Annotated in this window: 22 protein-coding genes and 1 tRNA gene; 17 read left to right on the forward strand and 6 right to left on the reverse strand. The window is 71.7% G+C overall.

Translation table 11 applies throughout. From position 1 onward, the window contains the following. Positions 1 to 58 precede the first annotated feature (58 nt). The 11 genes from HW566_RS11775 (at position 59) to HW566_RS11825 (ending at position 11,239) form a co-directional block, all read left to right on the forward strand. Positions 59 to 2,077, forward strand: coding sequence for a DUF2264 domain-containing protein (locus tag HW566_RS11775; protein WP_178013107.1), 2,019 nt, complete (start codon positions 59 to 61; stop codon positions 2,075 to 2,077). Next, positions 2,074 to 3,357 carry an ABC transporter substrate-binding protein gene (locus HW566_RS11780; RefSeq protein ID WP_178013108.1) on the forward strand — a complete coding sequence of 428 codons (1,284 nt, stop codon included), beginning with the start codon at positions 2,074 to 2,076 and terminating at the stop codon, positions 3,355 to 3,357. Before HW566_RS11775 ends, HW566_RS11780 begins: the two co-directional genes overlap by 4 nt. A 94-nt stretch (positions 3,358 to 3,451) precedes the next feature. Then, the gene (locus HW566_RS11785; protein ID WP_178013110.1) at positions 3,452 to 4,387 is read left to right on the forward strand and encodes a carbohydrate ABC transporter permease; all 936 of its coding nucleotides are present in this window, start codon (positions 3,452 to 3,454) and stop codon (positions 4,385 to 4,387) included. Continuing rightward, positions 4,387 to 5,307, forward strand: coding sequence for a carbohydrate ABC transporter permease (locus tag HW566_RS11790; protein ID WP_178013112.1), 921 nt, complete (start codon positions 4,387 to 4,389; stop codon positions 5,305 to 5,307). The genes HW566_RS11785 and HW566_RS11790 overlap by 1 nt, the downstream gene beginning before the upstream one ends. A gap of 4 nt (positions 5,308 to 5,311) precedes the next feature. Next, entirely contained in the window at positions 5,312 to 5,983 is a 672-nt protein-coding gene (locus HW566_RS11795; protein WP_178013113.1) for a DUF624 domain-containing protein, read from the forward strand. Between the two features lie 20 nt (positions 5,984 to 6,003). After that, positions 6,004 to 7,200 carry a glycoside hydrolase family 88 protein gene (locus HW566_RS11800; protein WP_178013115.1) on the forward strand — a complete coding sequence of 399 codons (1,197 nt, stop codon included), beginning with the start codon at positions 6,004 to 6,006 and terminating at the stop codon, positions 7,198 to 7,200. After that, entirely contained in the window at positions 7,197 to 8,060 is an 864-nt protein-coding gene (locus HW566_RS11805; protein ID WP_256728690.1) for a fumarylacetoacetate hydrolase family protein, read from the forward strand. Before HW566_RS11800 ends, HW566_RS11805 begins: the two co-directional genes overlap by 4 nt. Further along, the gene (gene kduD, locus HW566_RS11810) at positions 8,057 to 8,821 is read left to right on the forward strand and encodes a 2-dehydro-3-deoxy-D-gluconate 5-dehydrogenase KduD (protein ID WP_218621627.1); all 765 of its coding nucleotides are present in this window, start codon (positions 8,057 to 8,059) and stop codon (positions 8,819 to 8,821) included. The genes HW566_RS11805 and kduD overlap by 4 nt, the downstream gene beginning before the upstream one ends. 35 nt (positions 8,822 to 8,856) lie before the next feature. Continuing rightward, positions 8,857 to 9,693, forward strand: a complete 837-nt coding sequence (gene kduI, locus HW566_RS11815; RefSeq protein ID WP_178013116.1) for a 5-dehydro-4-deoxy-D-glucuronate isomerase — start codon at positions 8,857 to 8,859, stop codon at positions 9,691 to 9,693. Continuing rightward, positions 9,690 to 10,622: a sugar kinase gene (locus tag HW566_RS11820; RefSeq protein WP_256728691.1), complete on the forward strand. Its 933-nt coding sequence runs from the start codon at positions 9,690 to 9,692 to the stop codon at positions 10,620 to 10,622. Before kduI ends, HW566_RS11820 begins: the two co-directional genes overlap by 4 nt. Continuing rightward, positions 10,619 to 11,239, forward strand: a complete 621-nt coding sequence (locus HW566_RS11825) for a bifunctional 4-hydroxy-2-oxoglutarate aldolase/2-dehydro-3-deoxy-phosphogluconate aldolase (protein WP_178013118.1) — start codon at positions 10,619 to 10,621, stop codon at positions 11,237 to 11,239. Before HW566_RS11820 ends, HW566_RS11825 begins: the two co-directional genes overlap by 4 nt. A gap of 150 nt (positions 11,240 to 11,389) precedes the next feature. On the opposite strand, the gene HW566_RS11830 is transcribed toward HW566_RS11825, so the two are convergent. After that, positions 11,390 to 12,319, reverse strand: coding sequence for an NADP-dependent oxidoreductase (locus tag HW566_RS11830; protein ID WP_178013120.1), 930 nt, complete (start codon positions 12,317 to 12,319; stop codon positions 11,390 to 11,392). A 101-nt stretch (positions 12,320 to 12,420) separates the two neighbouring features. On the opposite strand from HW566_RS11830, the gene HW566_RS11835 reads away from it, so the two are divergent. Then, positions 12,421 to 12,915 (forward strand): MarR family winged helix-turn-helix transcriptional regulator, encoded by a 495-nt coding sequence (locus HW566_RS11835; protein ID WP_178013122.1) that lies wholly within the window; start codon positions 12,421 to 12,423, stop codon positions 12,913 to 12,915. Positions 12,916 to 13,063: 148 nt separating this feature from the next. Here HW566_RS11835 and pgm read toward each other — a convergent pair whose 3' ends face one another. Next, a complete protein-coding gene (pgm, locus tag HW566_RS11840; protein ID WP_178013124.1) occupies positions 13,064 to 14,704 on the reverse strand; it encodes a phosphoglucomutase (alpha-D-glucose-1,6-bisphosphate-dependent) in 1,641 nt (546 codons plus the stop codon). 61 nt (positions 14,705 to 14,765) lie between these two features. Continuing rightward, on the reverse strand, positions 14,766 to 15,674 hold the full coding sequence (locus tag HW566_RS11845; RefSeq protein WP_178013126.1) for a LysR family transcriptional regulator: 909 nt from the start codon (positions 15,672 to 15,674) through the stop codon (positions 14,766 to 14,768). Positions 15,675 to 15,746: 72 nt separating this feature from the next. On the opposite strand from HW566_RS11845, the gene HW566_RS11850 reads away from it, so the two are divergent. Next, positions 15,747 to 16,688 carry an EamA family transporter gene (locus HW566_RS11850; protein ID WP_178013128.1) on the forward strand — a complete coding sequence of 314 codons (942 nt, stop codon included), beginning with the start codon at positions 15,747 to 15,749 and terminating at the stop codon, positions 16,686 to 16,688. After that, positions 16,645 to 17,607 (forward strand): prephenate dehydratase, encoded by a 963-nt coding sequence (pheA, locus tag HW566_RS11855; protein WP_178013130.1) that lies wholly within the window; start codon positions 16,645 to 16,647, stop codon positions 17,605 to 17,607. Before HW566_RS11850 ends, pheA begins: the two co-directional genes overlap by 44 nt. Before the next feature lie 71 nt (positions 17,608 to 17,678). On the opposite strand, the gene HW566_RS11860 is transcribed toward pheA, so the two are convergent. The 3 genes from HW566_RS11860 to HW566_RS11870 form a co-directional block, all read right to left on the reverse strand. After that, positions 17,679 to 18,725 (reverse strand): LLM class flavin-dependent oxidoreductase, encoded by a 1,047-nt coding sequence (locus HW566_RS11860; RefSeq protein ID WP_178013132.1) that lies wholly within the window; start codon positions 18,723 to 18,725, stop codon positions 17,679 to 17,681. Positions 18,726 to 18,773: 48 nt separating this feature from the next. Further along, complete coding sequence (locus HW566_RS11865; protein ID WP_178013134.1) at positions 18,774 to 20,144, reverse strand: cryptochrome/photolyase family protein; 1,371 nt, start codon at positions 20,142 to 20,144, stop codon at positions 18,774 to 18,776. 179 nt (positions 20,145 to 20,323) lie between these two features. Further along, positions 20,324 to 21,538 carry a diacylglycerol/lipid kinase family protein gene (locus tag HW566_RS11870; RefSeq protein WP_178013136.1) on the reverse strand — a complete coding sequence of 405 codons (1,215 nt, stop codon included), beginning with the start codon at positions 21,536 to 21,538 and terminating at the stop codon, positions 20,324 to 20,326. A 125-nt stretch (positions 21,539 to 21,663) separates the two neighbouring features. Between HW566_RS11870 and serS the strand changes: the two genes are divergently transcribed. From serS to HW566_RS11885, 3 genes are all read left to right on the forward strand, one after another. Further along, positions 21,664 to 22,929 (forward strand): serine--tRNA ligase, encoded by a 1,266-nt coding sequence (gene serS, locus HW566_RS11875; RefSeq protein ID WP_178013138.1) that lies wholly within the window; start codon positions 21,664 to 21,666, stop codon positions 22,927 to 22,929. Between the two features lie 140 nt (positions 22,930 to 23,069). Beyond that, on the forward strand, positions 23,070 to 23,894 hold the full coding sequence (locus HW566_RS11880) for an HAD family hydrolase (RefSeq protein ID WP_372955803.1): 825 nt from the start codon (positions 23,070 to 23,072) through the stop codon (positions 23,892 to 23,894). Positions 23,895 to 24,019: 125 nt separating this feature from the next. After that, a tRNA-Ser gene (locus HW566_RS11885) sits at positions 24,020 to 24,107 on the forward strand. Positions 24,108 to 24,115 lie beyond the last annotated feature (8 nt).

Below are 24,115 nucleotides of genomic sequence, written 5' to 3' on the forward strand. Positions count from 1 at the left end.
TCTCCGAATCGGTCGAGATCGACGACGACGACCGAGACAGCCCTTCAAAGGAGAACCGGTGGCACCCGAGCAACCGAACGCGCCCCACGGCGCCGCGACGCGCGACGCCTGGATCGCCCGCGCCGACGTCCTGCTCGACGCCGCCCGTCGCCACGCGACACCCGGCGGCGGCCGCATCCACTTCCCGGGAGCCGAAGGCGGCTACGGTCACGCGGTCGACGGTCTCGAGGGCTTCGCGCGGACGTTCCTGCTCGCCGGATTCCGCATCGCGGGAGCCCGCGGCGCGGGAGTCGACGACCTCATCGAGCAGTACTCCCGCGGTATCGCCGCGGGCGTCGACCCCGACGCCGACGATCGCTGGGTGCGGATGGACGAGCACGCGCAGGCCAAGGTCGAGGCGGCGTCCATCGCGCTCGTGCTCGACCTGACGCGCCCGTGGATCTGGGACCGACTCGACACCACGACCCAGCAGCGCGTCGTCTCGTACCTCGCGCCGGTCGTCGGCGACGACACCTACCCCCAGACGAACTGGGTCTGGTTCCGACTGGTCGTGCAGACCTTCCTGCGCTCGGTCGACGGCCCGTGGTCGGCCGACGACATCGCCGCCGACCTCGCCCGGCACGACTCCTTCGTGCGCGAGGGCGGCTGGCTCTCGGACGGCGACGAACGCTCCTACGACCACTACGTCGGCTGGGCGCTGCACGTGTACCCCATCCTGTGGTCGCGCATGTCCGGGGCCGCGGAACTGGCGGGCGACCGCACGGCCGCCGACGTGGCGCGCCTCGACGAGTTCCTCCACGACGCCCTGGCGCTCGTCGGCGGCGACGGCTCGCCGCTCATCCAGGGCCGCAGCCTCATCTACCGCTTCGCCGCAGCCGCCCCGTTCTGGGCGGGCGCCGTCGCCGAGGTGCCCTCCCACTCCGCCGGAGCGCTGCGGCACGCCGCCGACCGCATCGTCGGACATTTCGCCGACCACGGCGCCCCCGACACCGACGGCATCCTGACGATGGGCTGGCACGGGACCTGGCGGGAGCTCGCGCAGTCGTACTCGGGGCCGGGGTCGCCGTACTGGGCGGTCAAGGGCTTTCTCGGTCTGCTGCTGCCCGCCGATCACCCTGTGTGGAGCGCCCCCGCCGAAGCGCTCCCGGTCGAGCGCGGCGATCTGCTCCGCGCGATCGCGTCGCCGGGCTGGATCGTCTCGGGCACGACGGATGACGGCATCGTGCGCGTCGTCAATCACGGCACCGACCACGCGTTCCCCGTCGCCCGCACGGCCGACTCCCCGCTGTACGCCCGCCTGGGGTACTCGACCGCGACCTCGCCGATCGTCGACGAGCGCGGCTGGCTCGAGCCGCTGGAGCAGTCCGTGGCCCTCGTCCACCCCGACGGCCGGGCGACGCACCGCACGGCGATGACCCTGCTCGGAGCCCGGGTGCAGGACGACGACGGCGGCCGTATCGGCATCGCCGCCTCGACGTGGGACGCCCATCTCGTCGAGCCCGCGCCCACCGCCCACCGTCACGGCTCGGGATTGGCCGGCACCGCGACCTCGGTCGGGCGCATCACCGTGCACTCGCTCGTGCGCGGCTCGGCGGAGGTGCGCATCGTCGTCGTCGACGAGTTGGCTCCGGGGCAGGATGCCGCCGCGTTGCGGCTGCGGGTGGGCGGGTGGCCGCTCTCGGGCGACGAGCCCGCCGGCGGCAGCGACGAGACCGGCGCCTGGGTCCACGGGCGCGGACGCAGCAGCGGCATCCGGAGCCTGGGCGGCGACGCCGTGCCGGGCGTGGTGACACGCACCGACGCCGACCCGCTGGGGGTCCGCACCCTCGTTCCCACGACGGAGCACCCGGTGCGACCGGGCGAACCCGTCGTGGTCCTGCTCGACCTGGCCGGCGGCGAGCGCATCGCCCCGACGGCCGCCGTCGTCCTCGACGACGGCGCGGTGACGGTCCGCTGGCCCGATGGGGTCCGCACCGTCAGCCGCCTCACCGACTCCGAATCGCCCGCCCCGGCGGCTCGGCACCACGAGGTCCGAAGTGGGACCTCGCACGCAATCGCAAAGGAGCAGCACGCATGAAGCGCAAGTTCGCAGCCGCGGCGGGTGTGGCGGTCGTCGCCACCCTGTCGCTCGCCGCCTGCGGTGGGGGATCCGAGCCCGCCGAGACCGCCGACGGACCCGTCACCCTGACGCTGTCGGGGTGGAGCCTCGACACCACGCCGGAGTTCCAGGTCCTCGCCGACGCCTTCCACGAGAAGAACCCCGACGTCACCGTCGAGCTGAAGCAGTACGACGCCGCCGAGTACAACACGCTGGTCACCGCCGACCTGGCAGCCGGCGTCGGCCCCGACATCATCACCCAGAAGGAAGTGAAGTTCGTCACGACCTTCCAGGAGGGCGGGCAGCTCATGGACGTCTCCGACGTCGAGCTCCCCGACGGCGTCGGCGGCGCATCCTCGTACGAGATCGACGGCACCGCCTACGGCGTGCCGTACCGCCAGGACCGCTGGGTGCTGTTCTACAACAAGGCGCTGTTCGACGCCGCCGGCCAGGAGTACCCCGACGGCAGCTGGACGTGGGCGGACTACGACGCAGCGGCCGAGGCGATCAACGAGGCCGGCGTCGCCAAGGGCGCCTACCAGCACCGCTGGCAGTCCACCGTCCAGGGCTTCGCCTCGGCGCAGGAGGACACCGACGTGCTCTCGGGCGACTACGGCTACTTCGCCGACTACTACAACCGGGTCCTGGACCTCCAGAGCGCCGGCGCCCAGGTCGACTTCAACACCTCGACCGCGAACCAGCTCACCTACCAGGGCGAGTTCGGCACGCAGAAGGCGGCCATGCTGCCCATGGGCACGTGGTACGTCGCGACCCTCATCTCGCAGCAGGCCTCGGGTGAGGCGAACGACTTCGAGTGGGGCATCGCACCCATCCCGCAGCTCGACGACTCGACCGCCGGCACCGACAACACCCCGGTGACCTTCGGCGACCCGACCGGTTTCTCGATCAACGCGAACATCGACGGCGCCAAGACTCAGGCGGCGAAGGACTTCCTCGCCTACGCCGCGAGCCTCGAGGCCGCGGAGGAGCTCGCGAAGATCGGCATCACGCCGGCCGTCGCCAACGACGACGTCACCGAGGCCTACTTCGCCGTCGAGGGTGCACCCACCGACGACCTGTCGAAGTTCGCCTGGTCGACCGGCGAGGTGGCTCCGGAGAACCCGACGTCCAACAAGACGGCGGCGATCCAGAACATCCTCAACGACATGCACAGCGCGATCCTCTCCGGCTCGACTCCGGTCGACCAGGCCATCACCGAGGCCGAGGACCGCGTCGCCAGCGAGGTCGGACTCGACTGAGCCCGCCCCGCCGTCGCCTCGTGCGACGGCACCTGCGGCCGGCGCGGCGCGCCCGCGCCGGCCGCATCCCCCTCCGTCCTCCCCAGGAGAACCCATGACCACCACAGCCGCCGCCCCGAAGGCCGGCCGCCCCGAGCCGACGCAGCGCCGTCGGCGATCGAAGCTGACCCTGCGCAACACGCTGCTGGGGTGGAGCTTCATCCTCCCCAACTTCGTCGGATTCGCCCTGCTGACGCTCGTTCCCGTCATCACGCTGTTCTACATGTCGCTGACGAACTGGAACATCTTCGGCACGGCCAACTGGGTGGGGCTCGCCAACTTCGAGCGGCTGCTCGGCGACGGCAGCTTCCGCATCTCGTTCGTCAACACGCTCTACTACGCAGCGCTGCACATCCCGCTGACGATCGTCGCCTCGCTCGGTCTCGCCCTGCTGCTGAACAACAAGCTCCGCGGCGTCGCCTTCTTCCGCACCGCCGCGTTCTTCCCCTACATCACCTCGATCGTCGCGATCGCCGTGGTGTGGAACCTGCTCTTCAGCCCCGAGTACGGCCCCATCAACGAGATCCTCCGCGGAATCGGCATCGCCAACCCGCCCGGATGGCTCACCTCGTCGGAATGGGCGATGCCCGCCGTCGTCATCGTCAGCACCTGGCGTGACATGGGCTACTACATGATCCTCTTCCTCGCCGGGCTCCAGACGGTGCCCCGCGAGCTGTACGAGGCGGCCCGCATGGACGGCGCGAACGCGTGGCAGCGCTTCGTGAACGTCACGCTGCCGTGCCTGCGGCCGACGATGTTCTTCGTCACCGTCATGCTCACGATCAACTCGTTCAAGATCTTCGACCTCATCCTCGTCATGACCGAGGGCGGGCCGGGTCAGTCGACGCTCGTGATCTCGCAGTTCATCTACCGCAAGGGGTTCGAGGAGAACCAGTTCGGCTACGCCTCCGCGGCGGCCGTGGCGCTCTTCTTCCTCTGCATCTTCGTGACCATCATCCAGTTCATCTGGAACAAGCGGAGGAACGTCTGATGACCGATCTGCTCGTGCCCCAAGACGACCGTCGCGCGCTGCGCAAGCTCGCCGCCGACGCGACCCCCGAGGGCCACCGCCCCGACACCGTCACCCCGCTTCGCCGCGTGGGCCGCATCGCCGGCTACATCGCGCTCATCATCGCCGCCGCAGCGCTGCTGCTGCCGTTCTTCTGGATGATCATGAGCTCGCTGAAGACGGCGAACGAGGTGTTCTCGGTGCCGATCCAGTGGATCCCCGAGGTCTTCATCTGGCAGAACTACGTCGACATCTGGAGCCAGTCCGGGATGCTGACCTGGATCCGCAACACGCTCGTGCTCGCGGTGGTCGTGACCTTCCTGCAGGTGCTCACCGGTTCGTTCGCGGCCTACGGGTTCGCCCGCATCCGCTTCCCCGGTCGCGACGTGCTCTTCCTCGCCTACATCGGCACCATCGCGGTGCCGTGGCAGTCGTACATGATCCCGCAGTTCATCCTGCTCTCGAACGTCAAGGTGTCGAACACGCTGTGGGCGATCATCCTGATCCAGGCCTTCGGCGCGTTCGGGGTGTTCCTCATGAAGCAGTTCTACGAGACCATCCCCGAGGAGCTGTCCGAGGCTGCGCGCCTGGACGGACTGAGCGAGTACGGCATCTGGCGCCGCATCATGCTGCCGCTGTCGGTGCCGGCCCTCGCGAGCCTCACGCTGCTGACGTTCGTCAACACCTGGAACGACTACCTCGGGCCGCTCATCTACCTGCGCAACCCCGACCTGTGGACGATCCAGCTCGGCCTGAAGAGCTTCGTGAGCAACCTGTACGACACGAACTACGCGCTGCTGTTCGCCGGCCTGGTCATCTCGGTGGTCCCGATCGCGCTGATCTTCCTGCTCGGGCAGAAGTACTTCGTCGAGGGCATCGCGACGAGCGGCATGAAGGGCTGAGGCCGTGAAGCGCATCTCGCACAACACCTACGCGACGGTCTTCGGCGTGGTCTATCTGGGCCTGATGACCAACCTGCTGCTGCTCGCGTCGTGCCTGCCGTTCGTGATCCTGCTGGTCATCACCGATCCGGCGCTGTCGTGGCCGCTGCTCGCCGTGGTCGCCCCTCCGTGCGCACCCGGCATCACGGCGGCGTTCGCGACCTTCCGCGCCCACGGCGAGGGCGACAACCAGGTGGTGCGCACCTTCGCCCGCAACTGGAAGCGCTCGTGGCGCAAGGCGATGCTGCTGGGCACCGCCGCCACGGCGGGGCTCGTCATCGTGCTCGTGGATGTGCGCTTCTTCGCGCCCCTGCAGGCCGGGGTCGCGGTCGTGCCGGTGCTGGCCGTGCTCACGGTGCTGCTGCTCGCCAGCGCACTCGTGGCCTTCGCCGCCCTGGCCGAGGAGCCGCGCGCCACCTTCCGGGCGATCGCCCGCGCGGCGCTGTACCTCAGCGTCCGGCGCTGGTGGCTGAGCCTGGTCTCACTCGCGGTCATCGCGCTGCAGGCCGGACTCTTCGTCACCATGCCGGCGATCGCGATCGGGCTCACCGCCGCACCGGCGCTCTATCTCGCGTGGGCCAACGCCCGCTACATCCTCCGTCCGGTTCTCGGCGACCCCGAGCCCCAGACCGTCTGACCCCCGAAGGAACCCTCGCAATGACATCCCTCCCCGGCACCGACCTCGACGTCTCGCCCGCGGCCACCGCCGCGATCGACGCGGCGATCGCCGACGCCCTGGCGACCCTGCGCCGCAACATCGAGACGTTCGGCCTCAGTTACCCGGACGACACCACCGACGGCGACCGCTATCCGATCCGCCCCGCGGCGGGCGGCTTCGCCGCGGGTGCGAACCGCGGCTGGACCACGAGCTTCTGGCCCGGGATGATGTGGATCGCGTGGGAGATCACCGGCGACACGTTCTTCCGCGACGCCGGCCTCGCCCACGCCGCCGACTTCGCGCGTCGCGTGCGCGAGGAGGACGACCTCGACACCCACGACCTCGGGTTCCTCTACACGCTCGCCTCGGTCGCACCCTCGCGGCTCCTCGGCGACGAGGACGCCCGAGCAGCCGCGCTCGAGGCGGCCGATCACCTCATGCGCCGGTTCCTCGAACCCGCGGGCATCATCCAGGCGTGGGGCGACCTCTCCGACCCGGCCCAGCGCGGGCGCACGATCGTCGACAGCCTCATGAACATGCCGCTGCTGACATGGGCCGGCGAGCAGACGGGGCAGAGCCGCTTCGCCGACGCCGTCCGGCGCCACACCACGCAGCTGCGCACCCACATCCTGCGCGACGACGACACCACCTTCCACACCTTCTACTGGGACGCCGAGACCGGCGAGCCGCTCCGGGGCGCCACCGAGCAGGGCGCCTTCGACGACTCGTGCTGGGCGCGCGGGCAGGCGTGGGGCGTCTACGGCTTCGCGCTCAACCACCGCGCCACGGGAGACCCGGCGCTCCTGGACGCATCGCGTCGCTGCGCCGAGCGGTTCCTCTCTCACCTGCCGAGCGACCGCGTGCCCTTCTGGGACATGGTCTACACCGACGGTGCCGACGCCCCCCGCGACAGCTCGTCGGCGGCGATCGCCGTGTCGGGCCTGTTCGAGCTCGCCGGCGTCGAGACCGACCCCGAGGCCGCGCGTCGCTATCGCGCCGCCGCGTACGAGATCCTCGCCTCGCTCATCGAGAACTACACGCCCGAGACGCCCGAAGCGTCCGACGCGGTGATCCTGCACAGCGTCTACGACTTCCCGAAGTCGGTGGGCGTCGACGAGGGCACCCTGTGGGGCGACTACTTCTACCTCGAGGCCCTCGTGCGCGCCGCGCGCCCCGACTGGAAGCCGTACTGGTGAGGCTCGTCCGCTATCGGTCCCCGCTCGGCGGGGACGTCGCCCGTTCGGGTGCCGTCGTCGAGGTGGCCGGCGTCGACCGGGTCGTCGACCTCGGCGCCGACACCCTTCCCGAGCTCCTGGCCGCAGGGTCGGCGCCGCTGCACGCCGCGATCGCCGCCGGTGCGGCAGCGGCCCCGCTGCTGTCGGACGTGCGACTCGAGGCGCCGGTGCGCCCGGGCAAGATCCTCTGCCTCGGCTACAACTACCGCGGTCACGTGCCCGACGGCGTCGATCCGACCGCCGACGACCCCGACTTCCCCGACGTGTTCGTGAAGACGCCCAACACCCTGGGCGGCCCGGCCGACCCGGTCGTGGTGCCCGCCGTGGCCGACGACGTCGACTACGAGGGCGAGATCGCCGTGGTCATCGGACGCCGAGCGAAGGACGTCGGCATCGACGATGCCCTCGACCACGTCGCGGGCTTCACGATCCTCAACGACGTGTCGGACCGCTCCTGGCAGCGCCGGCAGAGCCAGTGGGCGATGGGCAAGTGCTTCGACGGCTTCGCGCCGCTCGGGCCCTGGCTCGTCACCCCCGACGAGGCGGGCGATCCGCAGGACATGCTCGTCGAGGTCGTGCGCGACGGTGTCGTCACCGTCTCGCAGTCGACCGCCACGACGATCTTCTCCGTCGCCTTCGTCGTGTCGTACCTCTCGAGCGTCATGACCCTCGAGCCCGGCGACATCATCTCCACCGGCACCCCCCAGAAGCTCCCTGCCGCGCAGGGATCGCATCGACCGCTCCGCCCGGGCGACGCGGTCACCGTGCGCATCGAGCGGCTGGGCGAGCTCACCACCACCTTCATCGGAGGCCCCGCATGATCCTCGACTCCTTCCGCCTCGACGACCGCGTCGCGCTCGTGACCGGCTCCACCCGCGGCCTCGGCCAGGGCGCGGCCATCGCGCTCGCCGAGGCGGGCGCCGACGTCGCGCTGCTCGATCGCGGTGACGCCACAGAGACCGCGGAGCGGATCGAGGCGCTCGGCCGCCGCGCGCATCGCATCCGGCTCGACCTGGCCACCGCCACGCCGGATCAGCTCGCCGCTGCCGTCGACGAGACCGTCGCCGAGCTCGGTCGCATCGACATCCTGGTCAACAACGCCGGCATGATCCGCCGCGCCCCCGCCGCCGAGCACCCCGTCGCCGACTGGAACGAGGTGCTCGCGGTCAACCTCGACGCCGTGTTCCACCTCTCGCAGGCCGCCGGGCGGCGCATGATCGCGCAGGGATCGGGCCGCATCCTCAACGTCGCCTCGATGCTCTCCTTCCAGGGCGGCATCCTCGTTCCCGGCTACGCCGCCTCCAAGCACGCCGTGGCCGGGCTCACCAAGGCGCTGGCCAACGAATGGGCGGCGTCGGGCGTGACCGTCAACGCCATCGCCCCCGGCTACATGGCCACCGACAACACCGCGCCCATCCGCGCCGACGCCGACCGCGAGGCATCCATCCTCGCCCGCATCCCCGCGGCCCGCTGGGGCACTCCCGGCGACCTGCAGGGAGCCTTCGTCTTCCTCGCCTCGAATGCCGCCGCCTACGTCACCGGGGCCATCGTGCCGGTGGACGGCGGCTGGCTCGTCCGCTGACCCCGACCCCCGAACGACCCCGGAAGGGAAAACCCATGCAGCAGCGCTACGCGACCAACCCCGCACAGATCCCCGGCATGACCACCGCCGACCTGCGCGAGCAGTACCTCGTCCCCGAGGTGTTCCTGCCCGGCGAGATCACGGTCGTCTACACCCACCACGACCGCATCGTCCTGGGCGGCGCCGTGCCCGCCGGGCGCGACCTCGTGCTGCCGGGATACCCGGAGATCCGCAGCGACTACTTCCTCCAGCACCGTGAGGTCGGCATCATCAACGTCGGCGGCACCGGGACGGTCACCGCCGACGGCGAGGTCTACACGCTGGTCACGGGCGCCTGCCTGTATCTCGGGCGCGGCATCCGCGACGTCGTCTTCGCCGACGCGGCCGAGGGCGCCGAGGCGGGGGCGCAGTTCTACCTGTTCTCCGCTCCGGCGCACACGACCTACCCGGCCGCGCTCGTCTCGCCCGGCGAGGGCACGGTGCGCGAGCTCGGCGACCAGGCCACGAGCAACCGCCGCACGCTCAACCAGTACATCCACGAGAACGGCGTGAAGAGCTGCCAGATCGTCATGGGGGTGACGAGCCTGCACGAGGGCTCGATGTGGAACACCATGCCCGCGCACACGCACGACCGCCGCACCGAGTGCTACCTGTACTTCGACGTCCCCGAGGACGCCCGCGTCATCCACCTGCTCGGTGAGCGCGAGGAGACCCGTCACCTCGTCGTCGCCGATCGGCAGGCCATCATCTCGCCCAGCTGGTCGCTGCACTCGGGCGTGGGAACCGCCGCCTACTCGTTCATCTGGGCCATGGCGGGCGAGAACCAGACGTTCGACGACATGGATGCCGCGCCCGTCACGACCCTGAAGTGACCGGATCGGTGAACCGGATGCTGCTGGCGATCGGCGAGACCATGGCGATGGTCGCGCCGATCGCCGCGGAGCCGGTCGAGCAGGCCGAGCTCTTCCGCGTCGACGCCGGGGGAGCGGAGTCCAACGTCGCTGCCCACGTCGCCGCCCTCGGGCAGCCCGCGGCGTGGTTCTCGCGGCTCGGCGACGACGCCCTCGGGCGTCGCGTGCTCGGCCGCATCCGCGCGCGCGGGGTCGACGTCTCGCGCGTCGTGGTCGACGGAGACCGTCCGACGGGCCTGTACGTGAAGGACCCGGGCGCCGGTGTCGCGTACTACCGCGCCGGATCGGCCGCGGCGCACCTGACGATCGCCGACGCCGACGAGCTGTCGTGGGACGGGGTGGCCGTGCTCCACGTCTCGGGCATCACCGCGGCGCTCGGCGGCACCGCCCCGGCATTCCTCGACCGCGTCGTGGACCGGGCGCGGGCGGCCGGGGTGCTGGTGAGCGTCGATGTGAACCACCGCGCGCCGCTGTGGCGCGCGGACGCGGCTTCCGAGCCCCTCCTCGCGCTCGCGCGCCGCGCCGACATCGTCTTCGTCGGCCGCGACGAGGCCGAGACGCTCTGGGACGCCGCGACGGCCGACGCCGCGCGGGCACTGCTCGTGGCGGTGCCGCAGCTGGTGGTCAAGGACGGTGCGGTCGGTGCGACGCTCTTCGCGGGTGACGAGCGGGTGTTCGAACCCGCCCTCGTGGTCGACGTGGTCGAGCCGGTCGGCGCGGGAGACGCGTTCGCCGGCGGCTATCTCGCGGCGCTCCTCGCCGGAGCGCCGGCATCCGATCGGCTCCGTTCGGGCCACGCCCGCGCCGCGCTGACGATGGCGACGACCGGAGACTTCCCCGACGGCGCCGTCGTCGCCTCCACCCCGTTCTCCGAAAGGACCCCGTCATGACCATCGCCTCCACCGACCCGACCGCCGCCCTCGACGACATCTTCGCCGGGGCGCCGCTCATGGCGATCCTGCGGGGGATGGGGCTCGACCGGTCTGTGCGCCTCGCGACGGCGGCCTGGGACCTCGGCATCGACTCGGTGGAGGTGCCGCTGCAGACGGCGGAGGACGAGCGGGCGCTGCGCGAAGTGGTGCGGCTCGGCGCCGTGCGCGGCAAAGCGGTCGGCGCCGGCACGATCCTCACCATCGCCCAGGTCGACCAGGCCGTGGCGGCCGGTGCCGCCTATCTGGTCTCGCCGGGGCTCGACCCCGAGGTGGTGCGGGCAGCGCAAGAGCGCGGCATCCCGGTCCTGCCCGGCGTCTCGACGCCGAGCGAGGTGCAGCAGGCGGTGGGCCTCGGCCTGACGTGGCTGAAGGCGTTCCCCGCGCAGTGGCTCGGCGCCGACTGGTTCACGCACATCCGCGGCCCGTTCCCGGGCGTGCGGTTCGTGGCCACCGGGGGCATGGACGCCACGAACGCCGGGGCCTTCCTCGATGCCGGCGTGCGCGTGGTGGCCGTCGGCTCGGCCCTCGAGGACGAGTCGCAGCTGCCCCGCCTCGCCGCCCTGCTCTCCCGCTGACGCGCTCGAGCGCACGGCTTCGCCGCGAGCGCACGGCCTGCTCACGCTCCAAGGCCGTGCACTCGGTGCTCAGCCGTGCATTGGGCGTGTGATGCGAGGATGCCCTGGGCCGGGGCTTCTTCCCCGGCCCAGGGCCACAGGCGACCTCGCTCAGGGGAGGACGATGACCTTGCCCGCGATGCCGCTCTCGGCGGCCTCCGCGTGCAGCGCAGGCAGCTCGTCGAGGGGGATGCGACGTGTGACCTCGACGGTCAGCGCGCCCTCGTCCACGAGCCCGACCAGCTCGGCGAGGCGTTCGCGGTCGCGGCGGACGAACACCGTCGCAGCGCGGACGCTCCGTTCCTCGTCGCCGGGCGTGGCCATGAAGGCCGTCGTGCTGACGACGGCGCCGCCGTCGGCGACGGCTGCGACGTAGCTCTCGAACAGATCGGGGTCGATCGGCGCGAAGTTCAGCAGCACGTCGACCTTCCCGTCGAGCGAGGCGAGCACGTCACTCGTGGTGTGGTCGACGATCCGGTCTGCGCCGGCGGCGCGGACGCCGTCGATGCTGCGGGGACTCGCGGTGGCGGTGACGTGGATGCCGGCACGCCGGGCGAGCTGGACGGCGTATTTGCCCACGACGCCGCCCGCGCCCACGATCAGCGCCCGCTGGCCCGACTCGAGACGACCGTCGTCGAAGAGGGCCTGCCAGGCGGTCAGCGCGACGGAGGGCAGCGCGGCGGCGTCCGCGAGTGGCACGCTCGTCGGCGCGGCGACCACGGCTTCGGCGGGTGCGAGCACGAACTCCGCGGCACCGCCGTCGCGCTCCATGGGGAGGAAGGCGATCACCGCGTCGCCCACGGCGAGGTCGGTCACGTCCGGGCCGACGGCGTCGATGGAGCCCGAGACGTCGTACCCGGGCACGTGGGGCAGCTCGATCGGGATGGGGAGGAAGCCCCCGCGCATTCCGCCGTCAGCGGCGTTGTACGCCGACGCGACGACCCGGATGCGCACCTGCCCGGCTGCCGGCTCGGGGCGGTCGATGTCGACGACCTCGAGGACGTCGGGACCGCCGGTCTGGGAGAACTGCACTGCCTTCATGATGTGATCCTTCGTCCGAGTCGTTCGAGGTGCTTCGAATTCGAAGCGTTGAACCGAAGGTACCACTACTTCGAATGTGAAGCAACGGGTAGGCTCGAAGCATGACGAACGCGCCACGCTCCCTGACGTCGACGCAGCTCGAGGCCTACCTCGCCTTCACAGAGGTGGGCAGCCTGCTGCGCCCGGCCGTCGAGACGCAGCTGAAGGATGCCGGCGGCTTGAGTTACGTGCAGTTTCAGCTGCTGGCGCGCTTGAACGACGCCCCGGATGGCACCCTGCGCATGACCGACCTCGCGGACGGGGTGGTGTACAGCCGCAGCGGCCTGACCTACCAGGCCACGCTGCTCGAACAGCGCGGATACGTCACTCGATCACCGTCGCCCGACGACGAGCGGAGCACGGTGGTCGCCCTGACGAGCGCTGGGCGCGACGTGCTGACCGCGGTGTTCCCGGGGCACATCGAGACCGTGCACCGCCTGCTCTTCGCGCCGCTGTCCGACACGGATGCCGCCGACCTCGCGCGCATCCTCGGCAGCGTGACTGGGCACCTGCGCTCGGCGCCGCCGCGTTCGGCATCCCGGCGCCGTCCGTCCTGACCGGCACCGGGCGTCCGCGTCCGCGCGCTCGCCGCGGACTCGCACGAGCGCACGGCTTCGCCACGAGCGCACGGCCTGCTCATGCTCGAAGGCCGTGCACTCGGTGCTCAGCCGTGCATTGGGCGTGTGATGCGAGGATGTCGCGGGCTCAGCCGCCGAGGGCGGCGGTGACCACGGCGCGGGCCTCGGCCTGCACCTCGGCGAGGTGCTCGGGGCCGCGCAGGCTCTCGGAGTAGAGCTTGTAGACGTCCTCGGTGCCCGAGGGGCGCGCGGCGAACCAGGCGTGCTCGGTCTGCACCTTCAGGCCACCGATGGCCGCGCCGTTGCCCGGCGCGTGCGACAGCTTCGCCGTGATCGGCTCGCCGGCGAGCTCGGTCGCCGATACCGCGTCTCCCGACAGCTTGCCCAGGGCCGCCTTCTGCTCGGGCGTGGCCGCCGCGTCGACACGCTGGTACGCCGAGGAGCCGAACTCCGCCTCGAGCTCGGCGTAGCGCTGCGACGGGGTCTTGCCGGTCACGGCGAGGATCTCGGCGGCGAGGAGGCACAGCAGGATGCCGTCCTTGTCGGTCGTCCACACGGTGCCGTCCTTGCGGAGGAAGGACGCCCCGGCCGACTCCTCGCCGCCGAACGCCACCGAGCCGTCGAGCAGGCCCGGTACGAACCACTTGAACCCGACCGGCACCTCCAGGAGCGTGCGGCCGAGCGAGGCGGCGACGCGGTCGATGATCATCGACGACACGAGGGTCTTGCCGACCGCGGCATCCGCCGGCCAGCCGGGCCGGTTCGCGAAGAGGTAGTCGATCGCGACCGCGAGGTAGTGGTTGGGGTTCATCAGCCCGGCGTCGGGCGTCACGATGCCGTGGCGGTCGGCGTCGGCGTCGTTGCCGGTGAGGATGTCGTACTCGGCGCTGCGCGCCACGAGCGAGGCCATCGCCGAGGGCGAAGAGGGATCCATGCGGATCTTCTCGTCCCAGTCGAGTGTCATGAACTTCCAGGTCGGGTCGACCTCGGGGTTGACCACGGTCAGGTCGAGCCCGTAGACCTCGGCGATCAGCGCCCAGTACTCCACGGATGCCCCGCCGAGCGGGTCGGCTCCGATGCGCACGCCGGCGGCCTTGATCGCGTCGATGTCGATGATGGTCGCGAGATCGTCGACGTAGGCGCCGCGGAAGTCGTACTGCCCGAGCGACTCCAGGTCGATGTCGGCGTGGCGGGTGCGGTGCACGCCCTCGAGCCCGGCGGCGATGAGCTCGTTGGCGCGGTCGGCGATCCACGAGGTGGCGTCGGTGTCGGCCGGGCCGCCGTGCGGCGGGTTGTACTTGAAGCCGCCGTCGCGCGGCGGGTTGTGCGAGGGGGTGACCACGATGCCGTCGGCCCGGCCCGCGTCATCGAGCGCGCGGCCCCGGTTGTAGGTCAGGATCGCGTGGCTGAGCGCCGGTGTGGGCACCCACGAGTCGCGAGAGTCGACGCGCACGTCCACGCCGTTCGCGACGAGCACCTCGATGGCGCTGCGCTCGGCGGGCAGCGACAGGCCGTGGGTGTCGCGACCGAGGAACAGCGGCCCCTCGATGCCCTGCGCGCGGCGGTAGTCCACGATCGCCTGGGTCGTGGCGAGGATGTGGTCCTCGTTGAAGCTCGTCGCGAGCGAGGACCCGCGGTGGCCGCTCGTGCCGAAGGCGACGCGCTGCGCGGGCACAGCGGCATCCGGCTTGCGGTCGTAGTAGGCGGCGATCAGCTCATCGATGTCGATGAGGTCGGATGCTTCTGCGGGCGCTCCTGCACGGCTCATGGTGCTTAGTCTGCCTGTTCCCGGACCCTCGTGTCGCCGATTGACACGGCACCCACGGCACTCACGGAGCGCTGTGGGCCAGGAGAGCCCCCAGCGCCGCCCGCACGGCGGGCGAATCGGCCTGCGATCGGCGGTGGACCGCGACGATGTCCCGCGTGGACGCGGGCTCGGCGGTGGGGATCGCCACGAGATCGGGGCCGAGGTCGCCGCGTCCCAGACGGGGTACGAGCGCGATCACGGCACCGGTGCGGACGAGCTCGAGGTGGTTGTCGAACTCCATCGACTCGTAGACCACGCGCGGCGCATTGCGCACGCCGTCGAACAGGCGCCGGAGCCACTGCCGGCAGATGGAGGTGTCGAAGGTGGCGACCCACTGCTCCTGCGCCAGATCGGCGGGGCGGAGCACGGAACGCGAGGCCAGGGGATGCCCGCGGTGCACGATGACGTCGGCGACGTCGGTGAACAGCGGCGTCACCACGACGTGATCGGGGATGGCGAGGGTCACCCCGCCCCACTGGTGCACGATGCCGAGATCGCGCTGGCCGGATGCGACGAGGGCGACGGTCTCCCACGGCTCGCTCTCGCGCAGCAGGACCCGCAGCCCGGGGTGCGCCCGGGCGAGGTCGACGAGGACGCTCCCGAAGAGGCCGCGCACGACCGTCGAGAACGCGGCGATCCGCAGCTCTCCGGCGACGGTGCCGTCGTCGGGCGCGGCCGCGTGCAGGTCGGCCCGCAGCCGTTCGAGGTCGGCCAGGATCGCCGTCGAGCCGACGACGAGCTGGGTGCCCGCGTCGGTGAGCGCGACACCGCGCCCGACCCGCTCGAGCAGCGCGAGGCCGGTCTCGCGCTCGAGCCGCTTGATCTGCTGAGAGACCGCCGAGGGTGTGAAGCCCAGCGCGGCGGCGGCCGCCGACACGCTGCCCTCGCGAGCGACGGTGCGCAGCGACTGCACGGCGTCCAGATCGATCATGCAGCAATGCTACCGATTTACGTGCAGAAACCATCGCTTGTGCTTCATGAATGGCGGGGGTGGACTGATGCCGTGAGCAGACGCGACATGATCCTGGCCGCCACGGTGGCGGCGCTGTGGGGTTTCAACTTCCTCGTCATCGAGTGGGGCATGGCGGGCGTGCCGCCGCTGCTCTTCGTGGCGATACGGTTCGCCGTCGTCGCGGCCTTCGTCGTGGTGGTGCCCCGGCCCGCGGCATCCGCACGGGCGATCTGGGGCGTCGGCGTCTTCATGAGCCTCGGGCAGTTCGGTCTGCTCTACACCTCGCTCGCGCTCGGGCTGCAGCCCGGGCTCGCCGCACTCCTGCTGCAGGCGCAGGCGGTGTTCACCGTCGTCATCGCCGCCGGCGTGCTGCGCGAGGTCCCGACCCGCGGTCAAGCGGCGGGAGTGGCCGTCGGCGTGCTGGGGCTCGCCGTCGTCGCGCTCGGGCGCGGTGGCGATGCCCCCGCCATCGCGGTGGTGTTCGCGCTCGCCGCGGCGCTGTCGTGGGCGATCGGCAACGTGATCTCGCGCCGGGCGGGGGCAGTCGGCGGGCGGGGACGGCTCGGTGCGCTGTCGCTGACCGTCTGGTCGGCGGCGGTGGTGCCCGTTCCGGCGCTGCTGCTCGCGCTCGTCGTCGACGGTCCGGATGCCGTCGTCGCGGGTCTCGGCGCCTTCGGGTGGCAGGCGGCCCTCTCGACCGTCTACACCGCCGGGCTGTGCACCCTGGTGGGCTACGCCGTGTTCAACGGCCTGCTCGCGCGCAACCGGTCGGCGGCCGTCGTGCCCTGGGTACTCCTCGCCCCGGTCGTGGCGATGGTGACGGCGGCCCTGCTGCTCGGGCAGACACCCGCGCCCGCCGAGGTGGTGGGAGGCGTGCTGCTCGTCGTCGGCGTGCTGGTGACCACCGTTGCGCGTGGGAGCCGGCCGCCGGGCCGTCTAGGCTCGACCCGTGACGCCCGAGCACGAGACCACGCCCACCCGCCGCACGTATAGCTATCTCGGGCCGGCCGGAACCTTCACCGAGGCCGCGCTCGCGCAGGTGCCCGAGGCGCGCGATCAGATCTGGCGCCCGGTGCGCAACGTCGGCGAGGCGCTGACCGACGTCGTCGAAGGACGATCGGACGCCGCGATGATCGCGATCGAGAACTCCGTCGACGGCGGCGTCTCGACCGCGCAGGACGCCCTGGCCACGATGCCCGGCCTGCGGATCATCGGCGAGTACCTCGTGCCGGTGAACTTCGTGCTGGTCGCCCGGCCCGGTGCCACCCTCGCGGACGTCTCGCTGGTGGCCGCGCATCCGGTCGCGTACGCGCAGTGCCTGCAGTGGCTGCTGAAGGCCCTTCCCGAGCACGCCCACCTGCCGGCCGCGAGCAACGTCGCCGCCGCCGTCGGCCTGGTCGACGGAGCGAGCGACGCCGACGCGGCCATCGCGCCCCCCGGCATCCTCGAGCACTACGATCTCGAGCTGCTCGCCTCGGACATCGGCGACAACCAGCACGCGGTCACCCGGTTCGTCCTGGTCAGCCGTACGGTCGCGCCGGCACCGCCGACCGGTGCCGACAAGACCTCGCTGATCGCCGAGCTGCCCGACGATCACCCGGGCGCTCTCCTCGAACTGCTCGAGCAGTTCTCGACCCGCGGCATCAACCTCTCGCTCATCGAGTCGCGGCCCATCGGCGACGCCCTCGGCCGCTACCGATTCGTCATCGACGCCGAGGGCCACATCGCCGACGAGCGGATGGCGGACGCCCTGATGGGCCTGCGTCGATTCAGCCCCAAGGTGCTGTTCCTCGGCTCGTACCCACGCGCCGACCGCGCCATCGTCCGCTACCCCGAGCGCTACTCCGACGACGTGTTCGTGGAGGCGCGCGACTGGCTGCGGGCTCTCCTCTCGGGCGAACCCGAGGTCTGAACCGGACGACTCTGCCCCGCCCGGCCCGGGGGCCCGCCCGGCCCGGGGGCCCGCCCGGCCCGGGGGCCGGGTCAGGCGGCCAGGAGCTCCAGCGTGCGGATGCGCGCCGGGGCGGCATCGGGCTGCTCGCCGTCGTAAGCGGCCGAGACGGGCGAGACCATGACCTCGTCGACGCCGTGCTGCGCGGCGAACGCGGTGAGCGCGGCCCGGGCCTCGGCGCCGGTGCCCACGAACCATCGCGAGCGGAGCGCGTCGAGCAACGGGGTCGCCAGCTGATCGGACGCCTCGGCGGCCGCGGCCTCCTCGACCGTCTCGAGCGCGACCAGCGGTCGGTTGCTGCGCAATCGCGCCATCATGCGCGCCTGAGGGAGCATGAGCGCCTCGGCCTCGGCCGCGGTGTCGGCGACGACGGCGTTGGCGGTGAGGAAGGTCCGCGGCGCCTCGAGCGTCTCGGACGGCCGGAACTGGTCGCGGTAGAGACCGAGCGCGCGGTCGAGGCCCTCGCCCGAGAAGTGGTTCGCGAAGACGTAGGGCAGCCCCAGCGCGGCGGCGAGCTGGGCGGAGTAGTCGCTCGAGCCGAGCAGCCACACCTCCGGGACGGTGGTGGCGGACGGGGTCGCGTGCACGTCGTACGTGCCGCCCGAGGTGAAGCGCACGGTCGCGCCGTCGCCCGAGACGAGCGCCAGGATGTCGCGGACGTTGTCGGGGAACCGGTCGACGTCGCTCGTGGTGCCCGACTGGCGCAGCAGCTGGGTGATCACCGGATCGCTGCCGGGCGCGCGGCCGATGCCGAGGTCGACGCGGCCCGGTGCGATCGCCTCGAGCGCCGCGAACTGCTCGGACACGACCAGCGGCGAGTGATTCGGAAGCATGACGCCCCCCGACCCGACCCGGATGCGGGTGGTGCGGGCTGCGGCGGCGGCGATCAGCACCGGCGGGGTCGTCGAAGCGACCGCCGGCATGTTGTGGTGCTCGGCGAACCAGTAGCGGCGGTAGCCGAGCTCGTCGGCCCGCTCGGCCACGGTCAGCGAGGCGGCGATCGCCTGGGCGCTGGTCTGCCCGGTGCGCACCGGCACGAGATCGAGCACGGACAGGGCGGGGCGGGCTGCATCAGTCATATCCCTTCGGTGAACCCCGCGGCATCCGTCGGCATTCCCGCGCGGAGGCTAGGACGTGGCGGCGCGCTTGACGTGGTCATAGGCTGCCAGGGCCGCCTTGCGGGTCGCGGCGAGGTCGACGATCGGATCGCGGTCGGCGCTGTCGGGCGCCCACTGCCCGATGTAGAGCCCGCGCGGATCGAACTTCTCGGCCTGCCGCTCGGGGTTGAAGATGCGGAAGTACGGCGACGCATCGGCGCCCGACCCCGCGACCCACTGCCAGTTGAACGGATTGCTCGCGCCGTCGGCATCCACGAGCGTGTCCCAGAACCACTGCTCGCCGAGGCGCCAGTCGATCAGCAGGTTCTTGGTGAGGAAGGATGCCGTCACCATCCGCACCCGGTTGTGCATGTAGCCGGTGTGCCAGAGCTCGCGCATGCCGGCATCGACCATCGGCACCCCTGTCTCGCCCTTCTCCCACGCGGTGAGGTGGCTCGGGTCGAGCTGCGGCCACGGGAAGGCGTCGAACCCCTTGCGCCAGTTCGCCGTCGCGAGATCCGGGAAGTGGTACAGCGTGTGCCAGGCGAACTCGCGCCAACCGAGCTCCGAGAGGAATCGCGAGGCGGATGCCGCGTGCGCGCCGGTTCCGCCGCCGGTCTCGACCCCGGCGTGCCACACCGCGTGGGGGCTCAGCTCGCCCCAGCGCAGGCGCGGAGACAGCAGCGAGGTCGCCCCGGCGCTCGGCTCGTCGCGGGCGGCATCGTAGGAGCCGAGATCCTCGTGGAGGAACTCGCGAAGCCGAGCGCGGGCCGCGGCTTCGCCGGGCACCCAGCGCTCGCGCAGGCCGCCGGCCCAGTCGGGCTTCGTGGGCAGCAGCTCCCAGTCGTCGAGGTCGTCGCCGGCGGGCGCGGAGCGCACCCCCGGGATCTGCTGCGGGCGGGGGAGCGGCTCGCGAGGGGCCGGCAGGTTGCGTGCGGCGTTCCAGAACGGGGTGAAGACCGAGAAGGGCGTGCCGCTGCCGGTCTTCACCGTCCACGGCTCGAACAGCACGGACGCCGCGAACGAGCGCACCTCGACTCCGTCGGCACGCAGGCGCTCCTTCAGCCCGGCGTCGATGGTGCGTTCGGCGCCCCCGTACCTCCGGTTCCAGAAGACCGCTCCGGCGCCGGTGTCGGCCACGACCGAGGCGACGACGTCGGCCGCAGGTCCACGGCGCAGCACGAGCGTCGAGCCCCGGTCGCGCAGGTCGGACGCGAGCGAGGCGAGCGAGTGATGCAGCCACCACCGTGCCGCGCCGCCGAGCGGGCGGATGCCGTCGGACTCCTCGTCGAGGACGTACAGCCCGATCACCGGCTCGCCCCGGTCGAGGGCGGCGCGCAGGGCAGGGTGGTCGGCCAGGCGCAGGTCGTCGCGGAACCAGACGATCGAGGGCGAGCTCATCCCGTCATCCTGGCTGCACGGCGACGACCGGCGCGAACGGTTGACAGCCGCGTCGTGCCCGGTGCGGCTCCGCGCGAACTCCTCAGAACCTCGACCTCGCGCGCCGACATCCGCGCCGTCGCAGCGGCGGCCTCCGGCATGCCGGCCGTATCTGAGGAGTCATCGCGCCGCGGGCTCGCTCAGTCGCCGGGCAGCTCGTGGCCGGCGGGCATCGCCACGATGAGTCCGCCCGCGTCGAGGCGGGTCTGGACGTGCTTGGCCTCGCCGAACTCGTCGCCGTCGAGCTGCACGGGGTGCGGCTCCTGCGGAGCGAGCGCGACGCCCCGGCCGCGCGAGTACACGACGGCGCTGTCCTTGGTGCGCAGCGACAGCACGCGGCGGCCGGCGCGGAACTTCCGCAGGAAGCTGTTGTCCCACGCGACCCGGCGCCAGACGAGGAGCCAGCCCCAGAACCCCTTGGGCTGCATGATGACGACGTCGAGCTCGCCGTCGGTGATCGATGCCTCGGGGATCAGCTCGATGCCGGCCTGCAGCGACCCGCAGTTCGCGAACAGCACGCTCTGCACCCGGGCGGCGTGCATCCGGTGCCCGTCGAGCTGGTACACGACCCGGAACGGCTTGGCCTTGACCAGCGAGCGGGTGGCGCCGTCGACGTAGGCGACCCAGCCGACGCTCTTCTTCAGCTGGGGGTTGGTGTTCGCGATCATCGCGGCGTCGAGTCCCATGCCGCCCATGACGACGAACGCGTGTTCCTCGACCTCGCCGCCTTCGCGCGTGATCCGCGCCCAGCCGACGTCGATCGGCGTCCGGTCGCCGGTGAACGCCGCCTCGATCATGGTCTCGGGCTCGGTCAGGGGCAGCCCGAGGTTGCGGGCGAGCAGGTTCCCGGTGCCGCTCGGGACGATCGCGAGGGGGATGCCGCTGCCGCTCATCTCGCCCGACACCGCTCGCACCGTGCCGTCGCCGCCCGCGACCAGCACCACGCTCGCGTCGGCCTCGAGGGCCTGACGCGTGACGTCGTCGCCGAGGTCGTCGACGGTCGTCTCGTAGAAGAGAGGCTCTTCCCATCCCGCCTCTTCCGAGGCGCGGAGCACCTGCTCGCGCAGGGCATCGCCGTCGACCTTGGTCGGGTTGTAGACCAGCGCGGCCTTCGGGTTCGGCTTCTCGGCGCCTCCGCCCATCGGCTCGGTCTCGCCCTCGGGGCCGACGCGACGCGCCTCCCCGGTCTCGCCGTCGGTGGTGTCGGGGGCGACGTCCTCGGGTTCGCGGATGACGTCGTCGGGGGCCGCCGCCTGTTCCGGGTCGGGAGCCGCGGCATCCGTCCGGTCGTTCGCCGTGGAGGTGAGATCGTCGGAGCGCTCCCGAGGGGAGGTGTCGCCGGACTGGGTCGCCATGGCTACACCATAGAGGTGCCCGGGGATGCAGGATTGCCCCTTGCGCCGCCTGGCCTCGCGAGCATCGGCGCCGTCGATGCCGGGCGTCCGGCTGCCCCGGCGTCCCGCGACCCTAGACTTGACGGGTGATCGACCTCGCCCTCCTCCGTGAACAGCCCGACCTGGTCAAACTCTCGCAGGTGAAGCGCGGCGAATCGGCCGACACCGTCGACGCGGCGCTCGCCGCCGACCGCGACCGCCGCGAAGCCCTCACCGCCTTCGAGCGGCTGCGCGCCGAGCAGAACGCCCACGGCAAGAAGGTGGCGCAGGCTCCGAAGGAAGAGAAGGCCGCCCTCGTCGCCGAGGCGAAGCAGCTCAGCGAGCGGGTCAAGCAGGCGCAGCACGCCGTGGCCGCCGCCGAGGAGGCTGCGGAGGTCGCTCTCGCCCGGATCGAGAACATCGTCATCGACGACGTGCCCGCCGGCGGCGAGGCGGACTTCGTGACGCTGCGGACCCACGGCGAGCCGCCGGCCTTCGACTTCACACCGCTCGACCACCTCGCCCTGGGCGAGAAGCTCGGCGCGATCGACATGGAGCGCGGCACGAAGGTCTCGGGCAGCCGGTTCTACTTCCTCAGCGGCATCGGCGCCCGTCTCGAGCTCGCTCTCATGATGCTCGGCCTCGACCGTGCGCTCGCCGCCGGATTCACGCCGCTCATCCCGCCGACGCTCGTTCGTCCCGAGGTCATGCGCGGGACCGGCTTCCTCGGGCAGCACGCCGCCGAGGTGTACCACCTCGAGGAGGACGACGCGTACCTCGTGGGCACGAGCGAGGTTCCCCTCGCCGGGTATCACATGGACGAGATCCTCGACCTCGATCGCGGCGCGAAGCGCTACGCGGGCTGGTCGACCTGCTATCGCCGCGAGGCCGGCTCGTACGGCAAGGACACGCGCGGCATCATCCGGGTGCATCAGTTCAACAAGCTCGAGATGTTCGTCTACACGACCCCGGCCGACGCCGAGGCCGAGCACCTGCGCCTCGTCGCGATGCAGGAGCGGATGCTGCAGGACCTCGGGCTGTCGTACCGCGTGATCGACGTCGCCGCCGGGGACCTGGGCTCGAGCGCCGCCCGCAAGTACGACATCGAGGCCTGGGTGCCCACCCAGGGCGCCTACCGCGAGCTGACCTCGACCTCGAACTGCACGACCTACCAGGCGCGCCGCCTCGACATCCGCCACCGTCCCGAGGGAGGCAAGACCGAGCCCGTCGCGACGCTCAACGGCACCCTCGCCACCACGCGGTGGCTCGTGGCCCTGCTCGAGACCCACCAGCGCGCCGACGGCTCCGTCGTGATCCCCGAGGTGCTGCGCCCGTACCTGGGCGGCCTCGAGGTCGCGGAGCCGCTGGCATGACCGGCGGTGCCGACGGCGGCATGACCGACGCCACCGACACGGTCGCGGAGGTCGTTCCGGACGCGCTTCCCGACGCCGGCGGGATCGAGGTCGTCGCACCCCGCGACGCCGCCGAGATCGTCGAGGACGTCGCCGAGGGGATGCCGGCGGGTGCGGGCTCGCCCCGGCTGCTGATCGTGCTCGACATCGACGGCACCGTGCTGCTCGAGGACGAGACCCTCAGCCCCGGTGTGGTCGACGCGGTCGCCGACGCCCACGCCGCCGGGCACGAGGTGATGCTCGCGACGGGGCGATCGTGGGAGGGGACCCACGGAATCCTCGGTGCGCTCGCACTGACACCCGACTACGTCGTCTGCTCGAACGGCGCCGTCATCCTCAAGCGCACCGACGACGCGTTCGCCGATGCGCTCGCATACGAGCGGTTCTACATCGAGACCTTCGATCCGACCGAGGTGCTGGGCCTGCTGCGCGAGCACCTGCCGCATGCGCGGTACATGGTCGAGCTGCCCGATGGGAGCCGGCTCTACACCGAGGAGCTGCACGACTGGAACCTGCGCGACGCCGACAAGGTCGCGTTCGAGCGCCTGTCGGATCAGGAGGTGTGCCGCGTGGTGGTCGTCTCGCCCGAGGAGACCGACTCGGACTTCGTCGAGCTCGTCGACCGCATCGGGCTCAACAAGGTCTCGTACGCGGTGGGGTGGTCGGCGTGGCTCGACATCGCGCCGCAGGGCGTCGACAAGTCGACCGCGCTCGAGCGGGTTCGCACCTGGCTGGGCATCGTCCCGAGCGATGTGCTCGTGATGGGCGACGGCCGCAACGACGTCGGCATGTTCCGCTGGGCGCGCGAGCACGGCGGCCGGGCCATCGCGATGGCTCAGGGCCCGGCTGAGGTGCTTGCCGAGGCGTCCGAGACCACGGTGTCGGTGCAGGAGGGCGGCGTCGCCGCCATCCTCCGTGCACTCTGACACCCCGGCACGTCGCGAAGGTGTGGCATCGCCCGGTCACCGGGCGCGGATTCCCTGCGTGGGCGTCGCTTTCTCGGGGGTGAGCCGCCCCGGGTAGGATCGAAGCTCAGCGGTTCGCGCCGCTGGGAGGGTTGTCCGAGCGGCCGAAGGATCCAGTCTTGAAAACTGGTGGGCAGCAATGTCCCGTGGGTTCGAATCCCACACCCTCCGCCAGATGTCGC

Source organism: Microbacterium oleivorans (assembly GCF_013389665.1).
Classification (GTDB): domain Bacteria; phylum Actinomycetota; class Actinomycetes; order Actinomycetales; family Microbacteriaceae; genus Microbacterium; species Microbacterium oleivorans_C.